General features: G+C 59.1%; 18 protein-coding genes. 6 read left to right on the top strand and 12 right to left on the bottom strand.

The genetic code is table 11. The features are described from left to right. Positions 1–184: 184 nt before the first annotated feature. Complete coding sequence (locus HF945_RS10285) at positions 185–685, bottom strand: FxsA family protein (protein WP_290522522.1); 501 nt, start codon at positions 683–685, stop codon at positions 185–187. A 222-nt stretch (positions 686–907) separates the two neighbouring features. Continuing rightward, a complete protein-coding gene (locus HF945_RS10280) occupies positions 908–1,813 on the bottom strand; it encodes a LysR family transcriptional regulator (RefSeq protein ID WP_290522521.1) in 906 nt (301 codons plus the stop codon). A gap of 90 nt (positions 1,814–1,903) precedes the next feature. On the opposite strand from HF945_RS10280, the gene HF945_RS10275 reads away from it, so the two are divergent. Next, positions 1,904–2,857, top strand: a complete 954-nt coding sequence (locus HF945_RS10275) for a sterol desaturase (protein WP_290522520.1) — start codon at positions 1,904–1,906, stop codon at positions 2,855–2,857. 411 nt (positions 2,858–3,268) lie between these two features. Here HF945_RS10275 and HF945_RS10270 read toward each other — a convergent pair whose 3' ends face one another. Continuing rightward, positions 3,269–4,687, bottom strand: coding sequence for a 3-oxoacyl-ACP reductase (locus tag HF945_RS10270; protein ID WP_290522519.1), 1,419 nt, complete (start codon positions 4,685–4,687; stop codon positions 3,269–3,271). Positions 4,688–5,277: 590 nt separating this feature from the next. On the opposite strand from HF945_RS10270, the gene HF945_RS10265 reads away from it, so the two are divergent. Then, positions 5,278–6,564 carry an acetyl-CoA C-acetyltransferase gene (locus HF945_RS10265; protein WP_290522518.1) on the top strand — a complete coding sequence of 429 codons (1,287 nt, stop codon included), beginning with the start codon at positions 5,278–5,280 and terminating at the stop codon, positions 6,562–6,564. A gap of 123 nt (positions 6,565–6,687) precedes the next feature. On the opposite strand, the gene HF945_RS10260 is transcribed toward HF945_RS10265, so the two are convergent. Then, entirely contained in the window at positions 6,688–7,806 is a 1,119-nt protein-coding gene (locus HF945_RS10260) for a LuxR C-terminal-related transcriptional regulator (RefSeq protein ID WP_290522517.1), read from the bottom strand. Between the two features lie 261 nt (positions 7,807–8,067). Here HF945_RS10260 and HF945_RS10255 point away from each other — a divergent pair, with 261 nt between their 5' ends. Then, positions 8,068–9,081 (top strand): alpha/beta hydrolase, encoded by a 1,014-nt coding sequence (locus tag HF945_RS10255; RefSeq protein WP_290522516.1) that lies wholly within the window; start codon positions 8,068–8,070, stop codon positions 9,079–9,081. 329 nt (positions 9,082–9,410) lie between these two features. Here HF945_RS10255 and HF945_RS10250 read toward each other — a convergent pair whose 3' ends face one another. Next, the gene (locus HF945_RS10250; protein WP_290522515.1) at positions 9,411–11,519 is read right to left on the bottom strand and encodes a molybdopterin-dependent oxidoreductase; all 2,109 of its coding nucleotides are present in this window, start codon (positions 11,517–11,519) and stop codon (positions 9,411–9,413) included. 609 nt (positions 11,520–12,128) lie between these two features. Further along, a complete protein-coding gene (locus HF945_RS10245) occupies positions 12,129–12,722 on the bottom strand; it encodes a TetR/AcrR family transcriptional regulator (protein WP_290522514.1) in 594 nt (197 codons plus the stop codon). A gap of 186 nt (positions 12,723–12,908) precedes the next feature. Between HF945_RS10245 and HF945_RS10240 the strand changes: the two genes are divergently transcribed. Continuing rightward, complete coding sequence (locus HF945_RS10240; protein WP_290522513.1) at positions 12,909–14,927, top strand: NADPH-dependent 2,4-dienoyl-CoA reductase; 2,019 nt, start codon at positions 12,909–12,911, stop codon at positions 14,925–14,927. A gap of 109 nt (positions 14,928–15,036) precedes the next feature. Here HF945_RS10240 and HF945_RS10235 read toward each other — a convergent pair whose 3' ends face one another. Then, the gene (locus tag HF945_RS10235) at positions 15,037–16,290 is read right to left on the bottom strand and encodes an NADH:flavin oxidoreductase/NADH oxidase family protein (protein WP_290522512.1); all 1,254 of its coding nucleotides are present in this window, start codon (positions 16,288–16,290) and stop codon (positions 15,037–15,039) included. Positions 16,291–16,393: 103 nt separating this feature from the next. Here HF945_RS10235 and HF945_RS10230 point away from each other — a divergent pair, with 103 nt between their 5' ends. Both HF945_RS10230 and HF945_RS10225 read left to right on the top strand, forming a co-directional pair. Beyond that, a complete protein-coding gene (locus tag HF945_RS10230) occupies positions 16,394–16,714 on the top strand; it encodes a winged helix-turn-helix domain-containing protein (RefSeq protein WP_290522511.1) in 321 nt (106 codons plus the stop codon). A gap of 9 nt (positions 16,715–16,723) precedes the next feature. Then, complete coding sequence (locus HF945_RS10225) at positions 16,724–17,158, top strand: hypothetical protein (protein WP_290522510.1); 435 nt, start codon at positions 16,724–16,726, stop codon at positions 17,156–17,158. A gap of 472 nt (positions 17,159–17,630) precedes the next feature. On the opposite strand, the gene HF945_RS10220 is transcribed toward HF945_RS10225, so the two are convergent. The 5 genes from HF945_RS10220 to HF945_RS10200 form a co-directional block, all read right to left on the bottom strand. Then, entirely contained in the window at positions 17,631–18,932 is a 1,302-nt protein-coding gene (locus HF945_RS10220) for a GGDEF domain-containing protein (protein ID WP_290522509.1), read from the bottom strand. A 229-nt stretch (positions 18,933–19,161) separates the two neighbouring features. Beyond that, positions 19,162–20,367, bottom strand: coding sequence for an acyl-CoA dehydrogenase family protein (locus HF945_RS10215; protein WP_290522508.1), 1,206 nt, complete (start codon positions 20,365–20,367; stop codon positions 19,162–19,164). A 14-nt stretch (positions 20,368–20,381) separates the two neighbouring features. After that, a complete protein-coding gene (locus HF945_RS10210; protein WP_290522507.1) occupies positions 20,382–21,689 on the bottom strand; it encodes an acyl-CoA dehydrogenase family protein in 1,308 nt (435 codons plus the stop codon). A gap of 364 nt (positions 21,690–22,053) precedes the next feature. After that, the gene (gene mnmH, locus HF945_RS10205; RefSeq protein WP_290522506.1) at positions 22,054–23,154 is read right to left on the bottom strand and encodes a tRNA 2-selenouridine(34) synthase MnmH; all 1,101 of its coding nucleotides are present in this window, start codon (positions 23,152–23,154) and stop codon (positions 22,054–22,056) included. Positions 23,155–23,208: 54 nt separating this feature from the next. Next, entirely contained in the window at positions 23,209–25,905 is a 2,697-nt protein-coding gene (locus tag HF945_RS10200; RefSeq protein ID WP_290522505.1) for a response regulator, read from the bottom strand. Positions 25,906–26,029 lie beyond the last annotated feature (124 nt).

Genomic DNA, 26,029 nt, shown 5'->3' with positions numbered 1-26,029 from the left:
GCCAGGGCAGTTCGTTCATCAAGCTGAATCTCCCACAAACATGAAGGAGACGGTCCTGGTTTGGCTTCGAGTATGTCGTTTGGGGTTTCCTCTGCGGCACGCCGTGCCTTGGGCCATGCCCACTATGAAGAGCGATCTTCCAGGTGTTGGCATGGTGCCTGTTGCGTGAGGCGTGAAGCCGTTTTTATCGATCCTCGCGGTGGGATTCGCCATCAATGGTCACATGGCCATCGCCGGGACCTCCGGGTTGCTGAAAGGGGTTGCCTCCACCGCTACGCGTGTAGTGGGTATAGGTAAAGCCGCCGCCCTGCACGGACGTAAAGCTTTGCAGTGTGCCTTTGTCGATGACCTTGCGTGCCATCAATCGGCGCGAGGTGGGCAGCAACAGGGCGAAGCCCACCGCGTCGGTGATGAAGCCGGGGGTAATCAGCAGGGCGCCGCCCAGCAACAGCATGATGCCTTCCACCATTTCCTGACCGGGCATCTCGCCTTGCTGCATTTTCTGATTCAGACGCACCCAGGTTTCCAGTCCCTGGCTGCGAAACAGATAGCTGCCCAGCAGGGCGGTAGCCACGGTGGCGACAATGGTAATGGGCCAGCCGATCAGCCCGGCCACCTTGGCCAGTACCAGGACCTCCAGCAGGGCAAAACCGAAGATAAAGAAGAAAATGCGGCCAAAACTCATGAGCTGTCCTGTTGGGAGTATGTAATCAGTAAATGGTGGTGATTGGACAAGGATTCAAGGTCAGGGTTCAGTTTTACGCCCGACGCCCGACGCCCGACGCCCGACGCCCGACGCCCGACGCCCGACGGGAGCCACCTGTGGGAGCGTGCCTGCACGCGAATGCCTTGGCTGTGACAACTCGCCCTTCGCGTGCAAGCACACTCCCACAGTGAACATCGACAATCAAAGCGCCTGTATGGTGGCACTCAGCTGCTCACGCAGCCACTGATGCGCCACGTCCTGATCCTGAGCAGGGGGCCAGAGCAGATAGATCGGTACCGGTGGCACCGGGACCGGGAAGGGAAGCACTTGCAGGTTCAGCGCGCCGGCATACTGGGTGGCGAGCCGTCTGGGGGCGGTGGCGATCATGTCCGAGCCGGCGGCAGCGGCCAGCATGCTGGCAAACTGGGAAACCCGTGCTCCGGTACGCCGTTGCCAGCCCGGTGCGTTGAGAATCTGATCCAGTGGCAGACGCCGATTGCGGTCAGGAAGCACCACGTGCTCGGCCTGGAGAAACTGGGCCTTGCCGCATTTCCCCTTGAGTATCGGGTGCCCCTGCCGGGCGACGACCACCAGCTCTTCCTCCAGCAGAATATCCCGCTGAAGGCGGTCGTCGTCGGCAATGAAGGCATCCACCGCCAGATCGGCACGGGCCTTGTGCAGATCGTCTGCCATGGTGTCGCCACTGGGGACGATCTCAAGCTGAACATCCGGTGCCTGTTGGCGAATACGGGCGAGCAGGGGGGGCAGCACCACCATCTCAAAATAATCCACGCTGATGATGCGAAAGTGACGCTGGCTGGTGGCCGGATCGAAGCGGTTGCCGGGATCCAGGGCGTCTCGCAGGGCGTTGAGCTGCGGGCTCAGCAAGTCATGCAGTTCCCGGGCTCGCGGGGTCGGTTCCATGCCCTGATGGGTGCGAACGAACAGCTCATCGCCCAGGGTGTGCCGCAGACGCTGCAGGGCTGCACTGATGGCGGGCTGGCTCATGCCCAGCTGGTCGGCTGCCCGGGAAAGTTGACCGGCCTCCATGATGGCCGCAAATACCGGCAGCAGATTCAGGTCGATACTACGTAAATTCAGTTTCATGGATATTAGTTATATCAAATATCAATTGGGAAAATAAATACACTCTGTCTAGTTTGGTGGGGCGCATAACAACAAACCGGGAGAATACCCATGGACCAGCTACTGACCTTGTCGGTCACCACCTTCATTATCATCACTGCCATCTGGGAAGTGTTCGCAGGTCGAACCCGTGAGGGCAGAAAAACCCGCCAGGACTGGAAGGTGGCGTTTCTGGCCACCTTCATGATGGTGGCAATTCAGCGTCCTCTGGTGCTGTTGCTGATTACGGTTGGCCTGACCGCCCTGTTCCCGGGCAGTGCCGGTTCCCTTGCCTGGCTGCAAACCGATTATTTCTGGCCAACCCTGATCGTGTTCTTCTGCATTGAAGAATTCCTTCATGGCTCCTTTCACCTGTTCGCCCATAGCCGTCGCCCCAAGAACAAGCTGCTACAGTGGGTGCAGGCGTTCTACAAGATGAGCCATCGACCCCATCACCTGGCTGGTGGGCAGGATAATAAGGGCCAACTTTCTGTGACCCAGACCTTCGTGAACGGTTGGGCCTGGTGGTTTATCATGCCTAATTACACCTTTCAGTTGGTGTGCCTGTATCTGGGGCTGGTGGAAGTCTTCCTGATCGCAACGGCGTTCAAGGGCCTGTGGGCCGCACAGACCCACGTGAACTGGAACTGGGATCTGTATTTCCACAATCATCAGTGGGCTTGGGTGCGCAAAACCATGTGGTGTCTGGCGCACATCATCACTTTCCCGACCCAGCACCACCATCATCATGCCCGTGGGCCGAATTCCGCAAAGAATGTGACCTCCACATTGGCGATCTATGACTGGCTGGTGTTTGGCACCCTGGCCATCGAGAAGGAAAAGCCGACCATGTATGGCTGGCGCCAGAATGATGAGGAAGCGAACAGTGTCTTGAAACGTTATTTCTTCTGGGATGTCCGTCAGTTCATGCCGGGTGGTGCAGCCAAGGCCAAGGCCCGAGCTGAAGCCAAGGCCGCCAGGAAGGCCTCCAACCTGGAACAGGAAAAAGCCCCGAAAGCGGCCTGAACCGAACCCAAGCGTGTGCCAACGTCATCTCGGGAGAGCGTTGGACTTCAAGGCCCCGCCGGGCAAACGGCGGGGTTTTTTTTGGTTGCGTTGCGGCTGCTTTTCGCTTTACTCAACAATCTTTCGACAAAGCCACTCTAGGAGACTCAACTTGTTGAGCGAACCCGAGCCTTGGCGAGGGAAAACGGGGAGGCAGGCACCTTCCCTGATGTGTCGAGCTCTGAAATGCCCTGATCGCCCTGCGGTCGATTCCGTGCTTCGCACGGTTCGCTCAACAAGTTGAGTCTCCTACAGCGGCTAAAGAATGGGGGGGGCCACAAAAAAGCCGCACCTTTCGGCGCGGCTCTTTTGTTGATCGTGTGGCTGAAGCTTCAAACCGCGTTGCAGCTTGAAGCTTGTAGCTTGAGGCTGTTACGCCCCCAACAGCATCTGACCACAAACACGCACAACATTGCCGGTCAGGCCCTGGGAGGCCGGGCTGGCGAAGAAGGCGATGGTTTCGGCCACGTCCACCGGCTGACCGCCCTGACTCATGGCGTTCATGCGACGGCCTGCTTCACGGATGGTGAAGGGGATAGCGGCGGTCATCTGGGTTTCGATGAAGCCCGGCGCCACGGCATTGATGGTGATGCCCTTCTCGGCGTATTCGTCCTTGAAGGCATCGATCATGCCGATCACGGCCGCTTTGGAGGCACCGTAGTTGGTCTGGCCCAGGTTGCCGGCGATGCCGGCAATGGAACTGATGGAGATGATGCTGCCGCCCTTGTTGATGGCGCCCTCAGCCAGCAGTTTTTCATTGATGCGCAACTGGCTGGCGATGTTGATGTCCAGCACCATGTCCCAGAGCTTCTCGGACATGTTACCGAGCATCTTGTCGCGGGTGACGCCGGCGTTATGCACGATCACGTCGAAACCACCAACTTCCTTGCCCTTGGCGGCAATGGCGTCCGGCGCCTCCGGGGCGGTGATATCCAGCTCCAGAGTGTCACCACCGATCTGGCCTGCAACCTTGCTCAGGTCTTCGGCCATGGGCGGAATGTCCAGCACGGTCACGGTGGCGCCGTCGCGGGCCAGCACTTCGGCGATGGCTGCACCGATACCACGGGAGCCACCGGTAACCAGCGCTTTTTTGCCGGCCAGCGGCTTGTCCCAGTTGAATTTGGCTGCCTTGAAACCGGACTCGGTCACACGCACTACCTGGGCAGACACATAGGCCGACTTGGGTGAGAGGAAGAAGTGCAGGGGAGAGGCCAGCTGGGCTTCCGCACCTTCATCCACATAGACCAGCTGCACGGTGGCGCCTTTCTTGATCTCCTTGCCCACAGAACGGGTGAAACCTTCCAGAGCGCGCTGGGCGACACGAGTGGCGCCAGACTGCTTTTCCGGAGTGCGGCCGATCACGACAACGCGAGCGCACTTGTCCAGCTTGCGGATCACCGGGTGGAAGAATTCCCACAGGGCTTTCAGTTCGTCCGGGTTCTGGATACCGGTAGCGTCAAATACCAGGCCCTTGAACTTGGCATCGTCTTCGCGGGTGGCGGTGTAGTTTTCCGCATCCACGCCTGCCTTGCCGGCTTTCTTCTGCAGCTCGGTGGCGGTGCTGGTATTGGCCAGCACGCTCAGCTGGGCTTCCGGCGCGCCTTTCAGGGTGGACAGAATGCTATCAACACCGGTGGAGCCATTGGCGGCACCCACCAGAACGCGGCCCTTGATGAAAGAGGCCTGCCCCGGCTGCCAGCGGTCGAGAATGACCGGAATGGGGAGATTCACTGCGCCAAACAGCGCTTTGCCCATGGGAGAATTCGCAATCGCCTGATAGGTATCGCTCATGATCCTGTCCTTCGCCATCGTGAGATGAATGTGTCCGGTTAACCTTATGCCAACCGGAACTGATTTAAAGGGTGCCAGAGAAAGTCGGTGAAAAATCAGTCTTCTTTCGTAGGGCCAAACAACCAGCCCTGTCGCACACTGGCGCGTATTGAATCACTGCAATGTTGCCGGTGTATTGACCGGCCCCCGGGTTCAAACAGTCGTTTGAGCCAATGAGGCATGGACGCTGGGGAGTAGACTGCGCCCTGAGAGTGATGAGGAGTCTGTGTACCACTCCTTGCATTCTCAGGCTTTCAGGCTGGTCCACAATCTAGGCGCGCTTTCGAAGACATGCTGGTTGCCTGCCGAGAAAGCGCAACAACGAGTGTGGGCCAGCCTGAAAGCCCCGAAGGGCGAGACCAGAAGCGCGCATCTGCTGCGCCTAGCCTCTTGGAAAGGATTCTACCCTGACCGGCGAGGCAAGACGCAACAGCTGCACACTTCTGGTCTCGCTGAGAACGCAAGGAGTGGTACACAGACTCCTTCCTGTGGTCGCGCTGACCACTCCGGTCATCCTGTATGACCGCCTGATTCTGTTAGAGGACATTGTTATGCTGGCAGGTAAAGCCGTACGCAAGGTTGCCATCATTGGTGGTAACCGTATTCCGTTTGCCCGTTCCAACACTGCCTACATCGATACCAGCAACCAGGACATGCTGACTGCTGCCATTGATGGTTTGGTGGATCGTTTCAAGCTGCACGGTCAGAAGATCGATGAAGTGGCGGCCGGTGCGGTGATGAAGCACGCCCGTGACTTCAACCTGGTGCGTGAGTCCGTACTGGGTTCCAAGCTGGCCCCGGAAACCCCGGCCTATGACCTGCAGCAGGCCTGTGGCACTGGTCTGGAAGCCGCCATTCTGGTGGCCAACAAGATCGCTCTCGGCCAGATCGACTGTGCCATCGCTGGCGGTGTAGACACTACCTCTGACGCCCCCCTTGGTGTGAACGAGGAAGCCCGCAAGGTGTTCATGGCCCTGAACCGCGCCAAGACCAATGGCGAGCGTGCCAAGCTGGGTCTGAAGCTGCTCAACCCGAAGTCCCTGATGCCCGATATCCCCAAGAATGGCGAGCCGCGCACCGGTCTGGCCATGGGTGACCATCAGGCGATTACTGCCAAAGAGTGGGCGATTCCCCGCGAAGAGCAGGACGAGCTGGCATGGAAATCCCACCAGAACCTGGCCAAGTCCTATGAAGACGGCTGGCAGGATGACCTGATCACCCCGTTCAAGGGCCTGACCCGCGACAACAACATGCGCGGTGATTCCACCCTGGAAAAGCTGGCTACCCTGAAGCCCTGTTTCGGTGGGCCGGACGGCACCATGACCCCGGCGAACTCCACGCCGCTGACGGATGGTGCTTCCGCGGTACTGTTGGCCACCGAAGAGTGGGCCAAGGAGCGAGGTTTGCCGGTGCTGGCTTACCTGACCCTGGGTGAAGCGGCGGCTGTGGACTTCATTGGCAAGAAAGAAGGTCTGCTGATGGCCCCTGCCTACGCTGTGCCGAGCATGCTGGACAAGGCGGGCATCACTCTGCAGGACTTCGATTTCTACGAAATCCACGAAGCCTTCGCTTCCCAGGTCCTGTCTACCCTGAAGATGTGGGAAGACGAGAAATTCTGTAAGGAAACCCTGGGCCGCAAAGAAGTCCTGGGCAGCATCGATCGCAGCAAGCTGAACGTGAAAGGCTCCTCTCTGGCAGCCGGTCACCCGTTCGCTGCCACCGGTGGCCGTATCATCGCCAACGCCGCCAAGTTGCTGAACGAGAAGGGCTCCGGCCGTGCACTGATCTCCGTGTGTGCTGCTGGCGGTCAGGGTGTGGTAGCGATTCTCGAGAAGTAATCGCTACAGCGCCTAAAAAAAACCGGCCTTCGAGGCCGGTTTTTTTTGCCGCTGCGCGGCTGCTGGATGCCTGATGCCAGAGGCTGAAGAATCTGCCCGCGTCAGGCGTCCAGCCTCAGGCGTTCAATTAACCTGCGCACTGCACAGCAGTACCCGAATCACGTCCTGTTGTTTGTTCACGCCCATCTTGGAATAGATGCTTTTTAGCTGGGAGCGCACTGTGTCCACGGACACGTTGTTCTGCTCGCTGATCTGGCTGGGGTTGAGGCCGTTGGTCAGGGCGATGGCCACATGGGCTTCCTTGGGGGTCATGCCATAGAGGGACTGGATCGCAGAGGCCGGCAGGTTGAGTGCGGAGTCCGGGTCTGACAGGTAGAGTGCCACGCTGCCCGGTTGTTGCGGAACAATGTTCTGCTCTGTGGCCAGGGGCGACACGATCACATTCATGTTCATTTCCCGATCCGGATGATGCACGCCAAGCGCCTCTGTTCTGGCCTTGATGTCCTGGCTGTCCATATTCCGTTGTTTGTTGATCAGGGTCTGCAGGCGGTGGTCTTCATCAGGGTAGTGGGCACTGGGCCTGCCATTTTTCAGGCTGAGCCCGCCGTGGTTGGCCATCAGGGTTTCAGCCACCGGGTTCTGGTAGCTGACGCGCCCATCCGGCCCCACGATAATGAGCCCGATCATGAAACGGGACAGCGCCTCATGCAGGGTCTGTTGCCGGGTGCGAAGTCGGTGGAATTCACGGTGAATACGCAGAGCACGGTTGAAGTGCGGATACAGCAGGGTCAGGGTCTTGCAGTCCTGTTCAGAGAATGGCGGCGCAGAGAATGAGCGATGCAGACCAATGCCCACATGCCATTCCTCATCGTTGTAGATGTTAATGGCAGAGATGTAGCCAATGTCATTGGGTTTCAGGATCAGGCGGTAATAAAAGGGGTGGTCCTTGCGCACCCGCTCTGCCTCGGTGACTTGAGAGGCTTCGCCCACGGGCATGCGGCTCTGGATCTTGAAAGTATGGTCGTATTTGCCCATGCCAAAGCGATAGGAGGTGCGGACAGCGGCGGGCAATCCGTAGGCGCCAATCATGCTGCGAGTATTGCTGGAGTGATCTTCGATGAAAATCGCGCCTGACTTGGCCTGCATGAAACGGCTGCAAAGCTGTTCCATCACATGATCCCAGTGATCAGGCTTGTAGGAGGCTTCATAGATTTCCCCCACGAAATCCAGCAACGCTTCCATTATGACTTCCCCCTCAGAGTATTTGATGTGCTGCCCTCAAAGAGGCAGACAACGCAAACCACCAATCCCTGATTTTATCCCCCAAACTGGGGGTGTCGTCCCAATAGGGAGAATATAGGGCGTCACACTGATTATGCCAATTACATCACATGCAGAGGCGTGTGTGGTACGGTCAGGCGGATAGCCGGTCGTTGGAGCAGGGGGAACTTTGCCGGTGCCGGCCGTTCTCAGTTCTGACACACCCAATACACTGGAGACGCCATGCCTGCCTTGAGAGTCCACGTCCTTGGATTGTTGTTGAGCCTGTTTGCCTGTTCATCGTTGCTGGCGGCCCCCAAGACACTGGATGCCCGACTGAGCGAATACCCATACCCCTTTGCGGTGAAGGAGCTGGCACTGAATAGTCAGCAGCAGTCCTTGCAGATGGCGTATATGGATGTGCGGCCGGGGAGCGCCAATGGTCAGACGGTACTGCTGTTGCATGGCAAGAATTTCTCCGGCGCCTACTGGCATGACACCATCACCGCGTTGAGTAACGCCGGTTACCGGGTGGTGGTGCCGGACCAGATTGGCTTCGGCAAATCCTCCAAGCCGAAAGCCTTCCAGTACTCATTCCATACCCTGGCGGACCATACCCGGCAGTTGCTGGACCATCTGCAAGTAAAGCAGGTATCCGTGGTCGGGCATTCCATGGGCGGTATGCTGGCCACCCGCTTTGCCTTGATGTTCCCGGAGCGCACCAGTTCATTGTCGCTAGTGAATCCCATTGGCCTGGAAGACTGGCAGCGCAAGGGGGTGCCGTGGCAATCCGTGAATGACTGGTACAAGGGTGATCTGGGCAAAACGCCGGAACAGGTGAAGGCCTACATGACGCGCAGCTATTTCGATGGCGAGTGGAAGCCTGCCTATGACCCACTGCTGGCCTTGCAGCAAGGCTGGATTCGGGGGCCGGACTACCCGCTGATTGCGTGGAACTCGGCCCTGGCCTACGACATGATCTTCAGCCAGCCAGTAGTGCATGAGTTTGAACGCCTGGCTGTGCCAACCCTGCTGATCATCGGCTCACGGGACCGCACTGCGCTGGGCCGGAACCGGGCGCCTGAGGATATGCGGGACACGCTGGGCCAGTATGGTGAATTGGGCAAACAGGCCGCCGCCCGCATTCCCGATGCGACCCTGGTAGAACTGGATGACATTGGTCATGTACCGCAGTTTGAAGCGTTCGAGGATTACATTGCAGCGTTGAAAGACTTTCTGGCGTCAACCACCCGCTAACCCGGCGCCGCGGGAAACGCTCTTGATCTTCTGCGGCGGCCCGACCCCGGCTGTAGGAGCGGTCGTTCGACCGCGATCCGAGCCTAAGCGAGGAAATGATTGTGTAGGAGAGCCAACTTGTTGGCCGAAGGGGTGAGAAGGCGGATTGGGAAGAGATGTTCTCGTCCATTCATTCTGACAGCGGGGCGGGGAGGAGGAGCGATTGCCTCGCTGTCGCTCGGTTCGCTCCTCAAGATGCGCTCCTACAGCGGGGTATAGCGAGGGTTTTACCGATGCCAGAAAGCCCGCCCGGGTTACCGGGCGGGACTTTTTACATCAGGCATCAGGCATCAGGCGCTGATATTCACCGGTACGCCACTCATGAAGGCCTGGTTACTGAGCTTCTCGAAACTGCCGGGCCCGTTGGGCAGCAAAGCATTGATGTTCACGCCCGGGTAGCGGTTGGCCACGGTCATGCCCGGGGTCTTCTTGTTACCCCAGCCGTGCGTCATGGCCACAACGCCCGGGCGCAGGCTGTCATCGGACCGCGCTTGTGCCTGTACTTCACCGTACTCATTGCTGACCGTCAGGCTGTCGCCATCTTCCAGACCCAGTGCAGCCATGTCTTCGGGGCTCATGTGCAGCGGGTTGTGATCATGCTTGCCGCGTTTCAGTTTCGGTACGTTCTGGTACCAGCTGTTGTGCATGTAGTTGGTGCGCAGATTGATCAGCCGGAAAGTGGGGGCATCCTGTTTCAGTTCCTCGAACTGTGCGTTGGCCAGCGCCATGGCCTCCGCAAACAGGGGCGGGCAGCAGTCCACGCGCTTGTCATCGGTCTGCAGGAAGTCGTCGTAGAAGCGGCCGATGGATTGGGTGTCCAGCACGGCAGTTCCGGAGGGTGAGGCCTTGAGCTTTTCCACGTTGAGATCATGGCGGGACATCATGTGTTCCAGGCGGCCAAACGGATTGCCCGGTTGATCCAGCAGGGAGGCGGGCATGCCCATCTGCTGTAACAGGCGCGACAGAATCCACCATTCTTCCTTGCGCTCCTCGGCGGGCGGCACCACCGCATCGGTGTACTGCACGTAGGGCTGGTATTGCATGCCCAGGCCACAGATGTTGATGTCGGGCCGTTCCAGCATGTCTGCCGAGGGCAGCAGGTAATGGGCATACTCGCCGGTGGCGTTGCGGAACAGATCGATGACTACCAGCAGATCCAGTTTTTCCAGTGCTTCCCGCCAGCGCGCTTCGCCACCCACGCTGAGCAGTGGATTGCCGGCAATCACCACCAGCGCGCGAATCGGGTTGTCGTCATCGAGAATCAGGTCCGGCAGCAAATTGCCGGGCAGGGCGCCACGGATATGGCGTAGCTCGCCGTAGGCGCTGGAGCAGAACACCTCATCACTGCGTACCCGGCCGGCCTTGGCCGCGGGGTAGAAGCCTTCGCTGTAGAAGTTGCCGCCTTCCTTGTCCAGATTGCCGGTAACAAAGCTGAGCATCTGCAGCAGCCAGTAACAGAGGGTGCCATGGCGCCCCATGTTGACCCCGGTGGACATGTGCACTGCGGCACGCTCGGCGCCACTGAATTCAGCGGCCAGGGCGCGAATCTGCTCAGCAGGCAGGCCCACGATGTCGGCGACGGCGTCGGCGGAGTAGGGCGCGATAAAGTCCCGCAGCTCCTGCACATGCTTGCCATGCTCGCGCAGCACGTCTTCATCAAAGCGGCCCAGTGCATCGATCTCGTGAAGCAGGGCCGCCATCAGGTAGAGGTCGGTATCCGGCAGAATCTGGATTACTTCGCCGGTTTTGGGGCTGGCAGATTCGATCTTGCGGGGATTGATGTAATAGACGCTGGCGCCGCGCTGGCAGGCGGCCCGGATCTTGGCCATGGGATCGGCGATGGAGATAAAGCTCATGTGTGAGACTTTCGGGTTCTCACCAAAGATCAGCACACAATCGGTGTGATCAAAATCCGGCAGCGGGTGCAGGGTGCTGGTGCCGAACACCGCTTCACCGGCGGCGAACTTGTTGGCGCAGTCCTGGGTGCCGGAGTTGAACAGCCGGCGGCTGCCCAGACTCATGAAAAATTCGCCAATGGCCTGACTGCCCAGGGCATTGAAGGCAGTGGGGTTGCCGATGTAGCCCGCAATGGCGTCAGGACCGTGTGCCTCAAGAATCTGCTTGAGGGCGCCGGCCACGTCGGCAGTGGCGCTATCCCAGTCCTGTGGCTGCCATTGCCCTTCGCCGGGTTGCCGTGAGCCCTGACGCATCAACGGGGTATTGAGGCGATCCGGATCCTGATGGATAGCCAGATAGTTGACCCCCTTGTGGCAGGCAAAGCCCTGGGTGACCGGATGATCACGATCCGGTTGCAGCCGTTTCACCTGACCTTCTTCCACCTGTGCTACCAGTGCGCAGGACGGTTCGCAGACACGACAGAACGTGGGGATCGATTTCATGGCGGCATCCTTGTTGTTGTGCTTCTTGCGAGATGGAGCGGATAACGCCTTTTGCGTCAGGCATCAGGCTTCCGGCGTCGGGCTTCGGTTGGGTTGGTTGCGTTCGGACAGCAACATGCTCAGCCAGCCCCTCTCACCTCATACTGCGATGAATTTTTATCAGGCTATCGGCAACCTCGGGGGGAGGACATGACCAGACCACTCACAGGGGCGTTAATGGCGGTGTATCAGTCGCTTGAGGCAGTGAAAAGGATGATGGACGCCTGACGGCAGATGCCTGATGCGATCAGTGTTAAGGAGCCTCTGAATAACTCCTTGCGTACTCAGCGTGACCTGGAGCGCTCAGCTGTTGTGTCTTGTCTCGGTGGTCAGGGTGGTTCCCTTTCCGAGAGGAAAGGCGCAGCAGATGGGCGCTCCGGGCCGCGCCTTTATGCCCGTCAGGGTACGTAGGGTCTTCCAGGCTGACCCACACTCGTTGTTGCCTGTTCTTGAAGGTGTGAGCCTCGACAGGCAACCAGCATGCCTTCAAAAGTGCGCCCCTCTTTACCTTTGCCGAGGGTGTGGGCCAGCCTGAAAGACTGAGCATGCAAGGAGTTATTCAGAGGCTCCTTAACTCAGCGCCGCCATGATCAGCGCTACCGCCTGCTGGCTGACCGCCTCCATGTCTTCCTGATTCACATAGATACCATCAATGGTCAGGCGGCACAGGCCATGGATGGTCGCCCAGCTGGCCTGGGCCACCCGAAGGGGATCGGTCCCGGTGGGGAGGCGGTCTTTCAGCAAGCCGCCAAGCCCTTCTGCATAGCGCCGGAAGCTGCGGTAAGCCACTTCTTTCAGTTCCGGGGTGGGTTCACCGCTTTTCCACAGGGTGCGCCCGAACATTAGTTCGTACTGTTCCGGGTTCTCGGTGGCAAACCGCAGGTATTCAATGACGAAAGCCTGAATATCGGGGGAGTTGCCAGCGGTTTCCAGCTGGCGCTCGATAAGTTCGTCCAGCTGGGCGAAGGCACGGGTGGCCAGAGCACAGAGCAGGGCGTTCTTGTCGCGGAAATGGTGGTAAGGGGCAGTACGGGACACGCCGGCCCGCTCCGCCAGTTTGCGCAGGGACAACCCTTCCACCCCTTGCTCATTGAGCAGGGTATTAGCCTCCTGCAGCAGGGTGTCGTGCAGGTCTCCATGATGATAACGGGCGCTCTGTGCCATGCGTGTCCTGTCTTTTCAAGCCCTGTGCCATGCGTGTCCTGTCTTTTCAAGCCTTTCGCGTGTTGCGTGCAGCGTGATGCATGCTGCGTCACTCTAAACCATCTTGACACCGTCAACATAACCCCTTAACTTGACGCTGTCCAGATACAATTCAGCCATCATTGGTGAACCCCCGGAGACACCGCCATGACAGCCAAGCACTATCCGCAACTGCTTTCCCCCCTGAAAGTGGGCCAGACCGAACTGAAGAACCGCGTGATCATGGGTTCCATGCACACCGGCCTGGAAGACCGCTTCTGGCAGTTTCCCAAGCTGGCCGCGTATTTTGCCGAGCGTGCCCGTGGCGGGGTTGGCTTGATGGTGACTGGTGGCTTCAACCCCAACAAACAGGGCTGGTTTTATCCCTTCGCCAGCCTCTTCAACCGTCGGCTGGATATCCGTAACCACCGCAAGGTGACTGACGCCGTTCACCAGGAGGGGGGCAAGATCGCCTTGCAGATCCTCCATGCGGGCCGATATAGCTACCACCCCTTTTCCCGCTCGGCGTCGGCCCTGAAAAGCCCCATCAACCCCTTCAAGCCGAAGGCGTTGAGCACCAAAGAAGTGGAAAAGACCGTCAAGGATTTCGCCCACACCGCGTGGTTGGCCAAACAGGCAGGCTATGACGGTGTGGAAATCATGGGGTCCGAGGGTTACCTGATTAACCAGTTCACGGCGCCCTGTACCAACAAGCGCAAGGACAAATATGGCGGCAGCGCTGAAAATCGCCGTCGTTTCCCGCTGGAGATCGTGCGCGAAATCCGGAATCGCTGTGGTGCGGACTTCATCGTCATGTTCCGCCTGTCCGTGATTGATCTGGTGCCGGACGGCTGTACCAAGGAAGAAGTGCTGGATCTGGCCCGGGAGCTGGAAGAAGCGGGTGTGGATATCCTCAATTCCGGTATCGGCTGGCACGAAGCACGGGTACCCACCATCGTGACATCGGTGCCCCGCGCAGCCTTTGTAAAGGCGACGCGCCAGGTGAAGGATGTGGTGTCCATTCCTGTGGTGGCATCCAACCGGATCAATGACCCGGATGTGGCCGAGAGCATCCTGACCGATGGCGATGCGGATGCGGTATCCATGGCCCGCCCGATGCTGGCGGATGCGGAGTTCGTCAATAAGGCCGCAGAAGGCCGAGCGGATGAAATCAACACCTGCATCGCCTGCAACCAGGCTTGTCTGGATCATACGTTCCAGCTCAAGCGAGCCTCTTGCCTGGTGAACCCTCGTGCCTGTCACGAAACTGAATTGCTGTACCTGAAAACCGCCAAACCGAAAAAGGTGGCCGTGGTTGGGGCCGGTCCGGCAGGCCTGTCCTGTGCCACGGTGGCGGCAGAGCGTGGTCACGACGTGACACTGTTTGATCAGGCCGGTGAAATCGGTGGTCAGTTCAATATGGCCAAGGTGATCCCCGGCAAGGAAGAGTTCCATAACACCATCCGTTACTTCACCAAGCGCATTGAGAGCACCGGCGTGACGCTCAAGCTGAATACCCGTGTGGAAGTAGCCGACCTGGAAAAACAGGGATTTGATGAAATCGTCATCGCCACGGGCGTGACGCCGCGTACCCCGGGCATTCCCGGGGTGGACCACCCCAAGGTGCTGTCCTACGTGGATGTACTGCGCGGTAACGCGGAAGTGGGCAAGAAAGTGGCGGTTATCGGCGCTGGCGGCATTGGCTTCGATGTCTGTGAATTTCTGGCCGAGGCCCCCCGTGATGGCGAACAACCTCTGCCAGAGTGGATGAAGGAATGGGGCGTGGACATGGACAGCGATGCCCGGGGTGGTTTGGTTGAAACCGACGTGGAGAAACCGATTCGCCAATTGACCCTGTTGCAACGAAAAACCACTTCCCTGGGCAAAGATCTCGGCAAGACCTCCGGCTGGGTACACCGCGCCACCCTCAAAGCCCGCAACGTGGACATGCTGGCGGGCTGCAGCTACGAGAAAATCGACGATGCCGGTTTGCACATCAAGATCGGTGAGGAGACCCGGGTACTGGACGTGGACAATGTGATCCTCTGTGCCGGTCAGGAATCCCTGAAGGAGCTGTATCAGGAAGGCAAGGATAACTTCCACCTGATTGGTGGTGCCGAACTGGCGGCTGAACTGGATGCCAAACGCGCCATCCGCCAAGGTGCGGAAGTCGCAGCGAAGCTTTAATAAACAGCTACAAGCTTCAAGCCGCAAGCTACAAGGAAAATCAAAAGCCCCGCGATGCGGGGCTTTCTTGTTTCGCTATTAACTATTCACTGTTAACTATTAACTGCTGTTAGGTGTTTGCCCGCATCCGCCGCGTCCGAAAACTGCCAAGCCCCATGCTGGTAATCACCTTGAACAGCGACAGCAACACGCTCTCGTCCGGTTTGGGCTCCTGCCCCTTGCCCATGCGGTGCAGCTGACGGGAGAACCAGGACACTTCCATCATGGCCATTTCATCAATGGCCTTGATGCCGGTTTTACGCGGAGTCACGCGGCTGACCACGCCGTCCTGTCCGGCCAGAATGCGTTTTGGCAGGTCCGGTTCCACGGCCAGAGGGCGAGCGATGCCGGCGATGTCTGTGGCGCCGCTGTCTACCGCTTCCGCCATGGCTTTGGCGGAGCGGAAGCCTCCGGTGACCATCAGCGGGATGGAGACCCGCTCGCGGATCTTGTGGGCATAGTCCAGAAAGTAGGCCTCTCGAGCAGCGGTGCTGTCACGTACGCCCTTGGCACCCGCCATGGCCGGGTTTTCATAGTTGCCCCCGGAAATTTCCAGCAGATCCAGGCCTTCCTCAGCCAGTGTCTGAGCCACTGTCATGGATTCTTCTTCGGTAAAGCCACCGCGCTGGAAGTCGGCGGAGTTGAGCTTGATGCTGACCGGGTAATCCTCGCCCACGGCTTTACGAATGGCGCGGTAGATTTCCAGCGGGAAGCGCATGCGGTTTTCCAGCGAGCCGCCCCACTGGTCGTCACGCTGGTTGTGGTGACCGGACAGGAACTGGCTGACCAGATAACCATGGGCGCCATGGATTTGAACACCGGTAAAGCCAGCTTTTTTGGCAATGGCCGCACTGGTGGCAAAACGTTTAATGATGTCGCGGATTTCTTCCTCGGTCAGCGCCCGTGGTGTTTTAAAGGCACTTTTCAGCTCTTTGCCAAAAGGCACAGCGGAAGGAGCCAGGGTGTCACCGCTGGCAAGCATGCGCGGGATCTGTTTACCGGGATGGTTGAGCTGTACCCAGATCTGATTGTTCTGGCGTTTGCCGGCTTCGGCCCAGCGCTGCAGCAGGGGCAGGTCGTTTTCATTTTCCAGCACCACGTTGTTGGGCTCACCGGTATGGTTGCGATCAATCATGATGTTGCCGGTGATCAGCAGCCCGGTGCCGCCATCGGACCAGCGCCCGTACAGCGTTTCCAGAGCGGGGGTGACGTGGTTGTCGATGGTGCCAAGGGCTTCGCTCATGGCGGACTTGCCAAAACGATTGGGAATACTCACGCCGCACGGCAGCGCCAGGGATTGGTTCAGGGTATCTGCGTAGCTCACGGGGCCTCCCGGTACAATGTTAGCTGGGCTGTTTAGTTTGATGTTGGTCAAACTATCCATTAGTTTTATACCCGTCAAACTAATGTGGCGGGGAGTTACCGTTTTGGCACAGAAGGACACACAAACAGCAGAACAGCTGGCGGGTGCATTTCGGGCGCTTTCCAACGCTAACCGGTTACGCATTTATCAGGTGATCGTGTCGCATTGTCGTGAACATGGAAAGGCGGATCTGGAGGATGTGCCGGCAGGTTGTGCGTTTGGTGATTTCATGAAGCGCTTGAATATAGGTGCGCCTACCGTGTCTCACCATGTCCGTGAGTTGGCCGAGGCGGGCCTGATCCGCGTTGAACGAGCGGGTAGACGACGTTATTGCCATGCGGAGCCTGCCATGCAGGCTCGGCTGGCGGCATTTTTCGAGCTTTAAGGAGGCTGAATGCTGGCATCAGAGTTGGCCCTTTGGGCCTGTGGCCTGTTTTTCCTCACCGGCTTGTTAACCGGGGTGTGGAAATACTGGCAGATCGCGCAGAGTGAAAAATCCCGCGCGCACTATTATGTGGATGTGGCCCACAGGGCCAGCCTGATGTATGCCTTTGCCTGCCTGGTGCTGGAGCGGTTTGCGATGCTGAGTGCCTGGAGCAATGCGGTGAATACCGCCGCCGTGCTGGCCAGCGTAGTGTTTTTTGCGTTGGCGGTGGGTAGCTATATTCTGCATGGCTGGCTGCGGGACACGCGCAATCAGCTACAGTCTCCCCATAAGCTGGGCAGGGTTCATGTCCCCGGAGCGACCATGCTGGTCTTCATGCTGTTGCTCATCGTGGCGGAAGTCGGTGGCTTCCTGGTGCTGTTTGCAGGTTTTGCGTTGCGTTGAAATTTTGGTTCATCGCGGAATTGAGGGGTAACGGCCACTGCTGTCCCACAGTTTGACGCTCGCAGATGCCTGTCTCGTGGGAGCCTGCTTGCAGGCGAATGTTGGTGCGGAAACGGCAATTCGCTTGCAAGCATACCCTGACGAGCACAGAGAGCTCCCACAAGAGAAAGCGTCTCCGCTCCCTCAGGACCTTCAGGAAACGGTGGGACAGCAGTGGGATAACAGCGCCCTTTGGTTTTCCTGCCTGGTGAGAAAGCCTTTCTTCGGCGGATGTTCGACGCCGGATGCCTGATGCTGAAAAAGAGCGCGCTCAGTTTGTCTGTGATCCCTGTAACCGCTGAGTGAGGCACAAGCGAACGTTGTAAACCAATGTTGTCATTCTGATGTCAGGCGTCAGTCGACCTCTGCGCTCGATCAAGGCCGGAGCCTTCTTCTCATCGCCCCTTGCCGCGGCCAGGCGATGAATCATTGTTCAGTTGGCTTGTGCGGTGTCGCTGAATAGATAGCGATGCCGCCCTTGTCTTTTTGCTTCGTAGAGCGCTTCATCGGCCAGCTTGATCAGGGTCTGCGGGCCGTTGTCGGCACCGGGGCGCAAGCTGGCAATACCGATTGAAAGTGTCACGCAGTCACTGCAACGGCTTTTCTCGTGGGGCAGCGCCAGTTCGTCCACCGACTGAATCAGGCGCTGGGCAATCTTCTCCAGGCCTTGCCGATTGGTATGGTGGAACAGGGCGACGAATTCCTCCCCGCCATAGCGGGCCACAAAGTCTGAGGAGCGCAGTACCTGGCCGCCCAGGGCCCTGGCGACCTGAAGCAGGCAGTCATCCCCGGCCTGGTGGCCGTAGTGGTCGTTGTAGAGTTTGAAGTCATCAATGTCCATGAACATCAGATTCACATCGCTGCCTTCGCGCAGGGCTTTCTGCCACTGCATTTCCAGCATTTCATCGAAGTAGCGCCGGTTGGGCAGGCCGGTGAGCTGGTCGCTGCGAGAGAGCTGCGCCAGTTCGCTGGAAAGCTGTCTGAGCTGGCGTTTTTCCTCTTCCAGCAGATATTCCTGCGCGAACACGGTTCTTTCCCGGGCGTACTGGATGAACCCCAGCAGGTAGCCAAAGGTGATGGAGCCCCCCCCAAAATAGAGCAGGCGATCCAGTTCCAGATCCACGCCCAGGGCAAGGGCAATCAGGCGGGACAGCAACAGGCTCAGGGTGACCCAGATCACCGCGTGGCGCAGCGGTAAACGGGCGATGGTAAAGGCAGCAATGGTGATAAAGATGATGGCGTATTCCGACACGCTTTTTTGCCGAGCAGCATCAGGCAACACCACGCTGGCAATTTGAAAGGCCAGCAGGGTTACAGAGGCGGCGAGGCCGTTGATAAACAGCACGTGGCGTGACAGCGCCTTGACCTTGATGGCGATAACCGGTGCCAGCACAGCCAGCGAGATCACCGCATTCAGGGGATAAATGACCCCCTGCTGGTTCTGGGCCATGATCACGCCGAACACACAGAACATGCCGACGGTGGCGACCACCCAAGGCCAGAATGTCTTCTGCTGGTTGAGGGTCAGTGCCAGGTGGTTACTGCGGTAAAGGCGCTCCAGGGGTTCGGGGAAGGCGCGCTGCATGCCTCTGGGTTCACGCAGGCGCTCATTCAGCAGGCTGTTGAGACGGGCGAGTTCTGCCTTCTCAGCCGCACTGGCCGGAGCGTCAGGGGCACTCGAGTCGGCTGGGGCTGCGCTTTTTTGTTGTTGTTGTTCGTTATTATGCAGTGTCATGCGCAAATATCGTTCAGTTCCATGATCGGACAAAATCCATTTGCTATACGGTAGCAAAATAACATCTGACTGTGCGGTCACCTACTTCACAAGGTCAGCCGGAGGGTTTTTCGGATAGCCGGTACAGGGGGAGGGAGTATGACAAAGCAGAGATTGGTTTTTTATTGGTTTTCAGTGGGTTGCCGCCACGCCCACGCCCATGGGGCGAGGCCGTGACGGCGGGGTGAGGTTACTTCAGCTCTTTGGAACTCAGTCCCAGCACCCGGCGAGCAATGACCAGCTGCTGAATCTGTTGGGTACCCTCGAAGATATCGAGAATCTTCGAGTCACGGGCCCACTTTTCCAGCAGTTCGTCTTCGGTATAGCCCAAGGTACCTGCCAGTTCCACACAGCGCAGGGTGATCGCATTGCCCACCCGGCCGGCTTTGGCCTTGGAGATGGAGGCCTCCAGGGTGTTGGCTTTCTTGTTATCGGCCATCCAGGCGGCTTTCACCGCCAGCCAGTAGGCGGCTTCCCACTCCGCTTCCATCTTGTAGATTTCCGCTTCCATGGCCGAGCAGTTGTCTACGGGCTTGCTGTAGTCGTACTGAATGTGGTCCTTGAGCAACTCCTTGATACGCTCCAGGGAGGCCTTGGCACAACCAATGGCCATGGCTGCCACCAGCGGGCGGGTGTTGTCGAAGGTTTCCATCACCCCGGCAAACCCTTTCTTGGTGTCGATTTCCGGGCTGCCGAGCAGATTCTCCGCAGGGACGCGACAGTCATTAAAGTTGATCGCGGCGGTATCTGAGGCGCGGATGCCCAGTTTCTTTTCCAGCCGAGCCAGTTCCATGCCAGGCGTGCCCCAGTCCACCACGAAGGACTTGATGGCAGCACGGCCCAGCTTCGGATCCAGGCTGGCCCACACCACCACGCAGTCGGCACGCTGGCCGGAGGTGACATAGATCTTTTCGCCATTAAGGACGTAGTGATCCCCATCCTTTTTGGCGGTGGTGCGGATGGCGGCGGAGTCAGAACCACAGCTGGGCTCGGTGATGGCCATGGCGGCCCACTTGCCCTTGAAGCGTTCCAGCTGTTCGTCATTGGCCACGGCGGCAATGGCGGCGTTACCCAGGCCCTGGCGGGGCATGGCCAGCAGGAAGCCGGTGTCGCCGTAGCACATTTCCATGGCGCCCAGGCAAACGCCCATATTGGAACCATTCTTGACGCTGCCGTCGTCCTGAACCTTGCCGCTACCGGTGGTAGCGGCACCGGCAGAATTGGCCGGGTCACCCTCGTTGAAGCCATCCAGTACGGACGCCAGCATGTCCAGTTCTTTCGGGTACTCGTGCTCGCCGCGGTCGTACTTGCGGGACAGCGGGCGGAGGGTGCTTTGCGCCACCTGATAAGCATTGTTGATCAGGGGTTTGAACTTCTTGGGAATCTCGATATTCATTGTCTGAACCCTCCTTACAGGTGCAGGCCGCCAAAGGCGACAGCGATGGCACGCAGATCCCGATACCAACGCTCGACCGGGTACTCATGGGTAAAGCCGTGGCCGCCGAGCAGTTGTACGCCGTCGGTGCCGATCTTCATGGCTTTGTCCTTTACCAGGGTGCGTGCCAGGTGAGCTTCACGCTGGAAGGATTTGCCCTGTTCCGCGCGGCATACGGCGCGGTAGGTGAGCATGCGCATGGCATCCAGTTCGATGGCCATATCGGCGATCATGAAGGCCACGGCCTGGCGGTGGCTGATGGGCTCACCAAACGCCGTGCGCTCGTTACAGTACGGCCCCACATAGTCCAGTACCGCCTGACAGGTACCAATGGCCAGTGAACACCAGGCCAGGGTGCCCAGGTCGACAAAAGCGCGATAATCAAAATCGCCGTTGCCCAGACGGTTTTCCGCCGCCACCCGGACGTTATCCAGTGTCAGCGGACGCTGGGCGCTGGCGCGAATGCCCATGGAGGGATCGTCGCCCACGGTCAGCCCTTCGCTGCCGCCTTCAATGATGAACACGGCGGGGCCGTCTTCGACCTGGGCCGCCACCAGAAACAGTTCGGCTTCGCCGGCAAGGGGAACCAGGGATTTCTCGCCATTGAGCACGTAGCTGTCGCCGTCCTTGCGGGCGGTGGTCTGCAAGGACATGGGATCAAACAGCGGGCGAGGTTCGCTGACGGCAATGGTGGCCTTGGGCGGGTTTTCTTCCGCGAAGGTGCTCAGGTATTTGTCCTGTTGCAGGGCGCTGCCCCATTGGGTGAGGGCATTGGCCACGCTCATGGGAGCCAGAATGGCCACCGCCTGGCCCATGTCGCCGTGGGCCAGATCCTCGGCGATCAGCATGGAAGTGACGGTAGAGCGCTCACTGGCGGCACCGCCCAGGGATTCCGGCACAGCGAAGAAGTTCAGACCCAGCTCTTGAGCCTGTGCCAGTACTTCGTCAGCGGTTTTCTGTTCGGCATCGGCGTGCTCGGCCTTCTCGCGAAGAATGTCACGGGCAAAGGCCTGCATGCTCTCGCGAATCATCTGTTGTTCGTCAGTAATGCCCAGGTCAAACAGGTCACGGGTGTGACCGGGAGCATTGAGACGCTCGGGCTTGTTGCCGGGTTTGCTGGACTTGAAGGTACGTGCGGTGGTGGTGATCACCTGGAAGCCGCTCTTGGTGAGTGTATAGGCAAGGCGCTCAACGCTTTTGCGCATGCCCATCTTGTCCAGCACTTCGGAGCTGGCGAGCCGGTTCAGCGCGGTGAGCGCGTAACCTACTGCATCTTTAGCCATGGGGTGTAGTCCCTGTTGTTTTTAAACGATTGCCGTCGATTATGAAGCCGGGGGGGGGAGTCACATTGACCAGCGTGACTGATGGGTCGGGCCAGCAGGCAACCGTGCTGGCGCTGCAGGCCTAGCCATGTGCGGCTGTAAGGAGTATGGCAGGGCCGGTATGCCGGTGATTATCCCTTGCCGCAGGAGGCAGCCTGCTGGCGGAGGAGCGCAAGCTACAAGCTTCAAGCTACAACGCGAGCCGAAATTTGGAGGTGGCCTCTCCGCCCTCAGACGCGCCGATAACTCAGGCGCGGGCACGGCCCTGCAGCACCATCGGACCTTGCCCTCCGTGATCTCTGTGACCTCGGTAGAAAACCGTCTTTCAGCTAGTGGCTGTGCGCTCGTTGAGAAAGGCGCTGACTTCATCCCGACCGCCCTCGAAAAGCACCTCGCCTTCGCGTTTCGACAGCATGTAGTCGTACATGGGGTCGTAATAATCCGCCAGCAGGGAATGGATCCACTCGCGATGCAGCTCGGTTTCGCCGTTGATTGCCTGAACCGCCAGCGCTTCCTGCAGTTGTTGGCGCAGCTGCTGGTGACGGAGCCCGCCCAGTCGTCGTTTGATTCGATCCATGGCCGACAGCAATTCTTCACCCAGCCGCTGAAGGGCTTCCTCGTCCCCAAAGTGTTGCCGGTATTCCTCCAGTGGACCGGCCACATAATCTTCGAGGGTTACCTCCACCCGGGACGCCAGCGTCTCATTGATGATGATGCGGGGGCGGGACTTGATTTTGTCCTGCAGGGAAAATGGCAGGTGGCAACGGCCAATGAGCTTGCTCTCGTCTTCCAGCAGCACCCATGGATACTGCTGATGACGCATCTTGATGAGGGCGATGGCCAGGGCATTTTCGAAATCGATCTGGCTGGGCTGGCCCCCCGGGCGACGACCGAATGCCGAACCGCGATGGTGGGCCAGCCCCTCAAGATCCACGGCATGGGGCTGTGATTCAATCACACGGGTCTTGGCACAACCGGTACGGCCGCAAAGAATCTCGAACGGCAGGGTGGCGATGCACTGTTCCAGCTGTTCCAGCAGGAAGCTGCGCATGGCCTTGTAGCCACCGGTCACCAACGGCGCATCGATCCCCGCCTCGCGCAACCAGGCCTGGGTGGTCTGGCTGCGCAGCCCGCCACGAAAACAATACAGATAGCCGTGCGGGTTGGCCTGCCACCAGGCCTGCCAGGCCTGCATGCGCGCTTCCCGTTCTGCGCCGCTGACCAGCTGGTTGCCCAGGTCGATAGCGGCCTGTTGGCCGTGCTGTTTGTAGCAGATGCCAATTTGATGACGTTCGTCATCGTTGATCAGGGCCAGATTGGTGGCGTGGGGGAAGGCGCCCTTGTGGAACTCCACGGGCGCGCGAACATCCATCAGCGGGATGTCGTTGAGAAACAGGTCGAGGAAATCACGGGTATCGTCGCGCATGGAGGGCGAGTTTAATCGAGCCGGTGCAGCTGGTCTATGCGCAAGGGAGTTCCTCTAGCCGGCCACGTCCGGAGCCTGGCAGTAATGCTCCAGAGCACAGATTTCATCGCACAGCGTGGCGACCAGGGGAGCAAAGTCTTCTCGGGCCTGGCCGGTTTTCAGCGACTCCTCAAGCGCTTTGGCGGCCTGTTCCAGGCGGGGGGTTCCGCAGTAGCGGGTGGCGCCATGGAGCTTGTGCACCTTTTCCAGCAAGGTGTCATCGTCACCCAGGTCAAACGCGGCCGAAATGGCTGGCCGGTCCGTCTCCAGGCTTTCCAGCAGCATGGTCAGCATTTCATTGGCCAGGTTTTCACGGCCGCCGGCACGGCGGCGGGCCAGGGCTGCATCAAATACCTCCAGATTGTGGGGCTCCGGTTCTTCCTGTTGCTGGATCAGGTCGTCCCGGGTTGTCTTGAGTACCCATTTTTCCAGTGTATGGCGTAGCTGCTTTTCATTAATGGGTTTGCTCAGATAGTCGTCCAGACCACTATCCAGCAGATCCCGGCGTTCGTTCTCAAGGGCATGGGCGGTGAGGGCCACGATGGGGGTGTGCTTGCTACCGTTTTCCATTGTCCGCATTTCGGCCGTGGTGGTCTTGCCGTCCATACCCGGCATCTGGATGTCCATGAAGACCAGGTCAAAGTCTTCTTCCCGGAACGCTTCCAGCGCGGCGCTACCACTGTCACAAGCGGTGACTTCCGCTCCCAATTCTTCCAGGAACACCCGGGCCAGCTTCAGGTTGCCGGGGTGATCATCGACAACCATCACAGAGACCGGGTACTCGAGTTGCAGGGTGGGGTTTGTTGCCGGGTAGTCGCTGCCTTCATCGCCTCCCAGCGCCAACAGGGCATTGAGCAGCCGTTGGCGGGTGGCCGGTTTGCCCTGCACCTGACAGTGAGGGAGGTCTTCCAGCCAGCGCGACACCGTTTCCGGGTTGTTGCTGAGTACCAGCATGGGCCGCCCCAGGGCAGCCAGATCGTCGACCTGTTGCTGCAATTGCTGGCTGATATCCAGGTTGGGCACGCCCACCACCATAAAATCACTCTGTGGCAGTTCGCCCTGGTCCGCGGCTTCCATGAGGTGTTGAAGGCTGTGGTATTCGCGGATTTCCATCTGCCAGTGGCTGAGCATGTGGTAGAGACCCAGGCGTCCATACTCGTCGGTTTCCACCAGGGTGACGGTCTTGTGTTTGAGCTCCTCGGTGAACATGGAGGGGCGCTGTCTGGGATCTCGCTCGGCCCGCAGGGTGAACCAGAAGGTGGACCCTTTCCCCTCGCTGCTCTCGATGCCGATCTCGCCGCCCATGCCTTCCACCAGCCGCTTGCTGATGGCCAGGCCCAGTCCCGTGCCACCTTCATGGCGCCGGGCGCTTTGATCTGCCTGGGTAAAGGCACTGAACAGGGTCTTCTGCTGTTCCGGTCTGAGGCCACTGCCCGTATCGGTGACCGTCATCTTGATCACTGCTTCCGCACCACGGTTCTCTTCCAGCATGGCGCGTACGACTACGGACCCCTTTTCGGTGAACTTGATGGCGTTGTTGATCAGGTTGGTCAGTACCTGACGAATGCGCTGGGGATCACCCAGCAGGTTCAAGGGCACATCGGAATAAATGATGGCCGCCTGCTCCAGGCCTCGCTCCTGCGCCATGGGCGCCAGCATGGTCTGCACATCTTCAATCAGGTCGTGCAGGTTGAGCGGGCTGTGCTCAAGGGACAATTTGCCGGCCTCAATCTTCGAGAAGTCGAGAATGTCGTTGATGATAGCCAGCAGGGAATCTGCGCTCTTGTGGATGGTGTTGAGGTAATCCTGCTGGCGCGGGGTCATGTCAGAGCGCCCCAGCAGCTTGGTAAAGCCAAGGATGCCGTTGAGCGGGGTGCGAATTTCGTGACTCATGTTGGCCAGGAATTCCGACTTGATCTGACTGGCCTTGAGCGCTTCCTTGCGGGCCATGTCCAGTTCGATGTTCTGGATATCGATGGTTTCCAGGGTCTCGCGCAGGTCCTGGGTGGCCTGGTCCACGTTCTGTTGCAGTTCGGTCTGGGCGTCTGCCAGGGCAGACACCATCTGGCGCAGGGCTGTTTCCAGGTCTGCCAGTTCGCCTCTGGCGTGGGAATGCAGGGTCATGGACAGGTCGCCGTCCCGGATACGCTGGACTGCCGAGACCATGTCGTTGATGGGCAGAGTCAACTGCCGGCCAAAGCGCAGGGCCGGGATCATGGCCACGATGACCACCGCGAGCATGATCAATATCAGGGTGACAACGCTTTCCAGAATGGCGACGTACTGGCCCTGGCGGGTGAATTCAATGGTCAGGGTGGCCGGGTTGCCCGGGTTTATGTCGCGGCTGATGTGCCAGCTCTCACCGGTATCAAGTCGGCCGTTGGCGTCCCGACGGGCATTGTCTGTGGGGAGCAGTCGTGGGCCGGCATGTTGCTGGGGACGGCCATCGAAAAACTCCAGATTGGCGGCGCGCACATCGTCTTCTTCAAGCAGCGCACGCAGCAGCGCCCGTTGGGTCTGCGTATCGTTGGGGCGTATGCTCTGCAGCTGAGCCGCGAAGCTCTCGGTCATCAGCTGTTGCCGCTCGGCGTTACTCTCCTGGACGTTCAGCAGGTGACTGATCAGCGCATAGCCGCCCACCAGCAGTGCTGCCAGCATGGCGGGAAGAACCGCCATGACCATCAGACGAGAGTGCAGACTACGGTTTGCCATGAATCCCCGGGTAAAGGTTGTGAGTGATCACTGTTGTTTCCTGTCATTATGCCCGAGAATGCCGGCGCTGCCATGGTGTCGGCAACCCGGCCAGGTTTCATTTGTCATGTTGCCGCCCAAGGCT

It is taken from the genome of Alcanivorax sp., assembly GCF_017794965.1.
In the GTDB taxonomy this organism is placed as follows: Bacteria; Pseudomonadota; Gammaproteobacteria; order Pseudomonadales; family Alcanivoracaceae; genus Alcanivorax.
This window is presented reverse-complemented; position numbering and strand designations above follow the sequence as displayed.

Coding starts and splice junctions, on each gene's coding strand:
- HF945_RS10285 (WP_290522522.1), bottom strand. CDS start 685: ATGAGTTTTGGCCGCATTTTCTTCTTTATCTTCGGTTTTGCCCTGCTG.
- HF945_RS10280 (WP_290522521.1), bottom strand. CDS start 1,813: ATGAAACTGAATTTACGTAGTATCGACCTGAATCTGCTGCCGGTATTT.
- HF945_RS10275 (WP_290522520.1), top strand. CDS start 1,904: ATGGACCAGCTACTGACCTTGTCGGTCACCACCTTCATTATCATCACT.
- HF945_RS10270 (WP_290522519.1), bottom strand. CDS start 4,687: ATGAGCGATACCTATCAGGCGATTGCGAATTCTCCCATGGGCAAAGCG.
- HF945_RS10265 (WP_290522518.1), top strand. CDS start 5,278: ATGCTGGCAGGTAAAGCCGTACGCAAGGTTGCCATCATTGGTGGTAAC.
- HF945_RS10260 (WP_290522517.1), bottom strand. CDS start 7,806: ATGGAAGCGTTGCTGGATTTCGTGGGGGAAATCTATGAAGCCTCCTAC.
- HF945_RS10255 (WP_290522516.1), top strand. CDS start 8,068: ATGCCTGCCTTGAGAGTCCACGTCCTTGGATTGTTGTTGAGCCTGTTT.
- HF945_RS10250 (WP_290522515.1), bottom strand. CDS start 11,519: ATGAAATCGATCCCCACGTTCTGTCGTGTCTGCGAACCGTCCTGCGCA.
- HF945_RS10245 (WP_290522514.1), bottom strand. CDS start 12,722: ATGGCACAGAGCGCCCGTTATCATCATGGAGACCTGCACGACACCCTG.
- HF945_RS10240 (WP_290522513.1), top strand. CDS start 12,909: ATGACAGCCAAGCACTATCCGCAACTGCTTTCCCCCCTGAAAGTGGGC.
- HF945_RS10225 (WP_290522510.1), top strand. CDS start 16,724: ATGCTGGCATCAGAGTTGGCCCTTTGGGCCTGTGGCCTGTTTTTCCTC.
- HF945_RS10220 (WP_290522509.1), bottom strand. CDS start 18,932: ATGACACTGCATAATAACGAACAACAACAACAAAAAAGCGCAGCCCCA.
- HF945_RS10215 (WP_290522508.1), bottom strand. CDS start 20,367: ATGAATATCGAGATTCCCAAGAAGTTCAAACCCCTGATCAACAATGCT.
- HF945_RS10210 (WP_290522507.1), bottom strand. CDS start 21,689: ATGGCTAAAGATGCAGTAGGTTACGCGCTCACCGCGCTGAACCGGCTC.
- mnmH (WP_290522506.1), bottom strand. CDS start 23,154: ATGCGCGACGATACCCGTGATTTCCTCGACCTGTTTCTCAACGACATC.
- HF945_RS10200 (WP_290522505.1), bottom strand. CDS start 25,905: ATGGCAAACCGTAGTCTGCACTCTCGTCTGATGGTCATGGCGGTTCTT.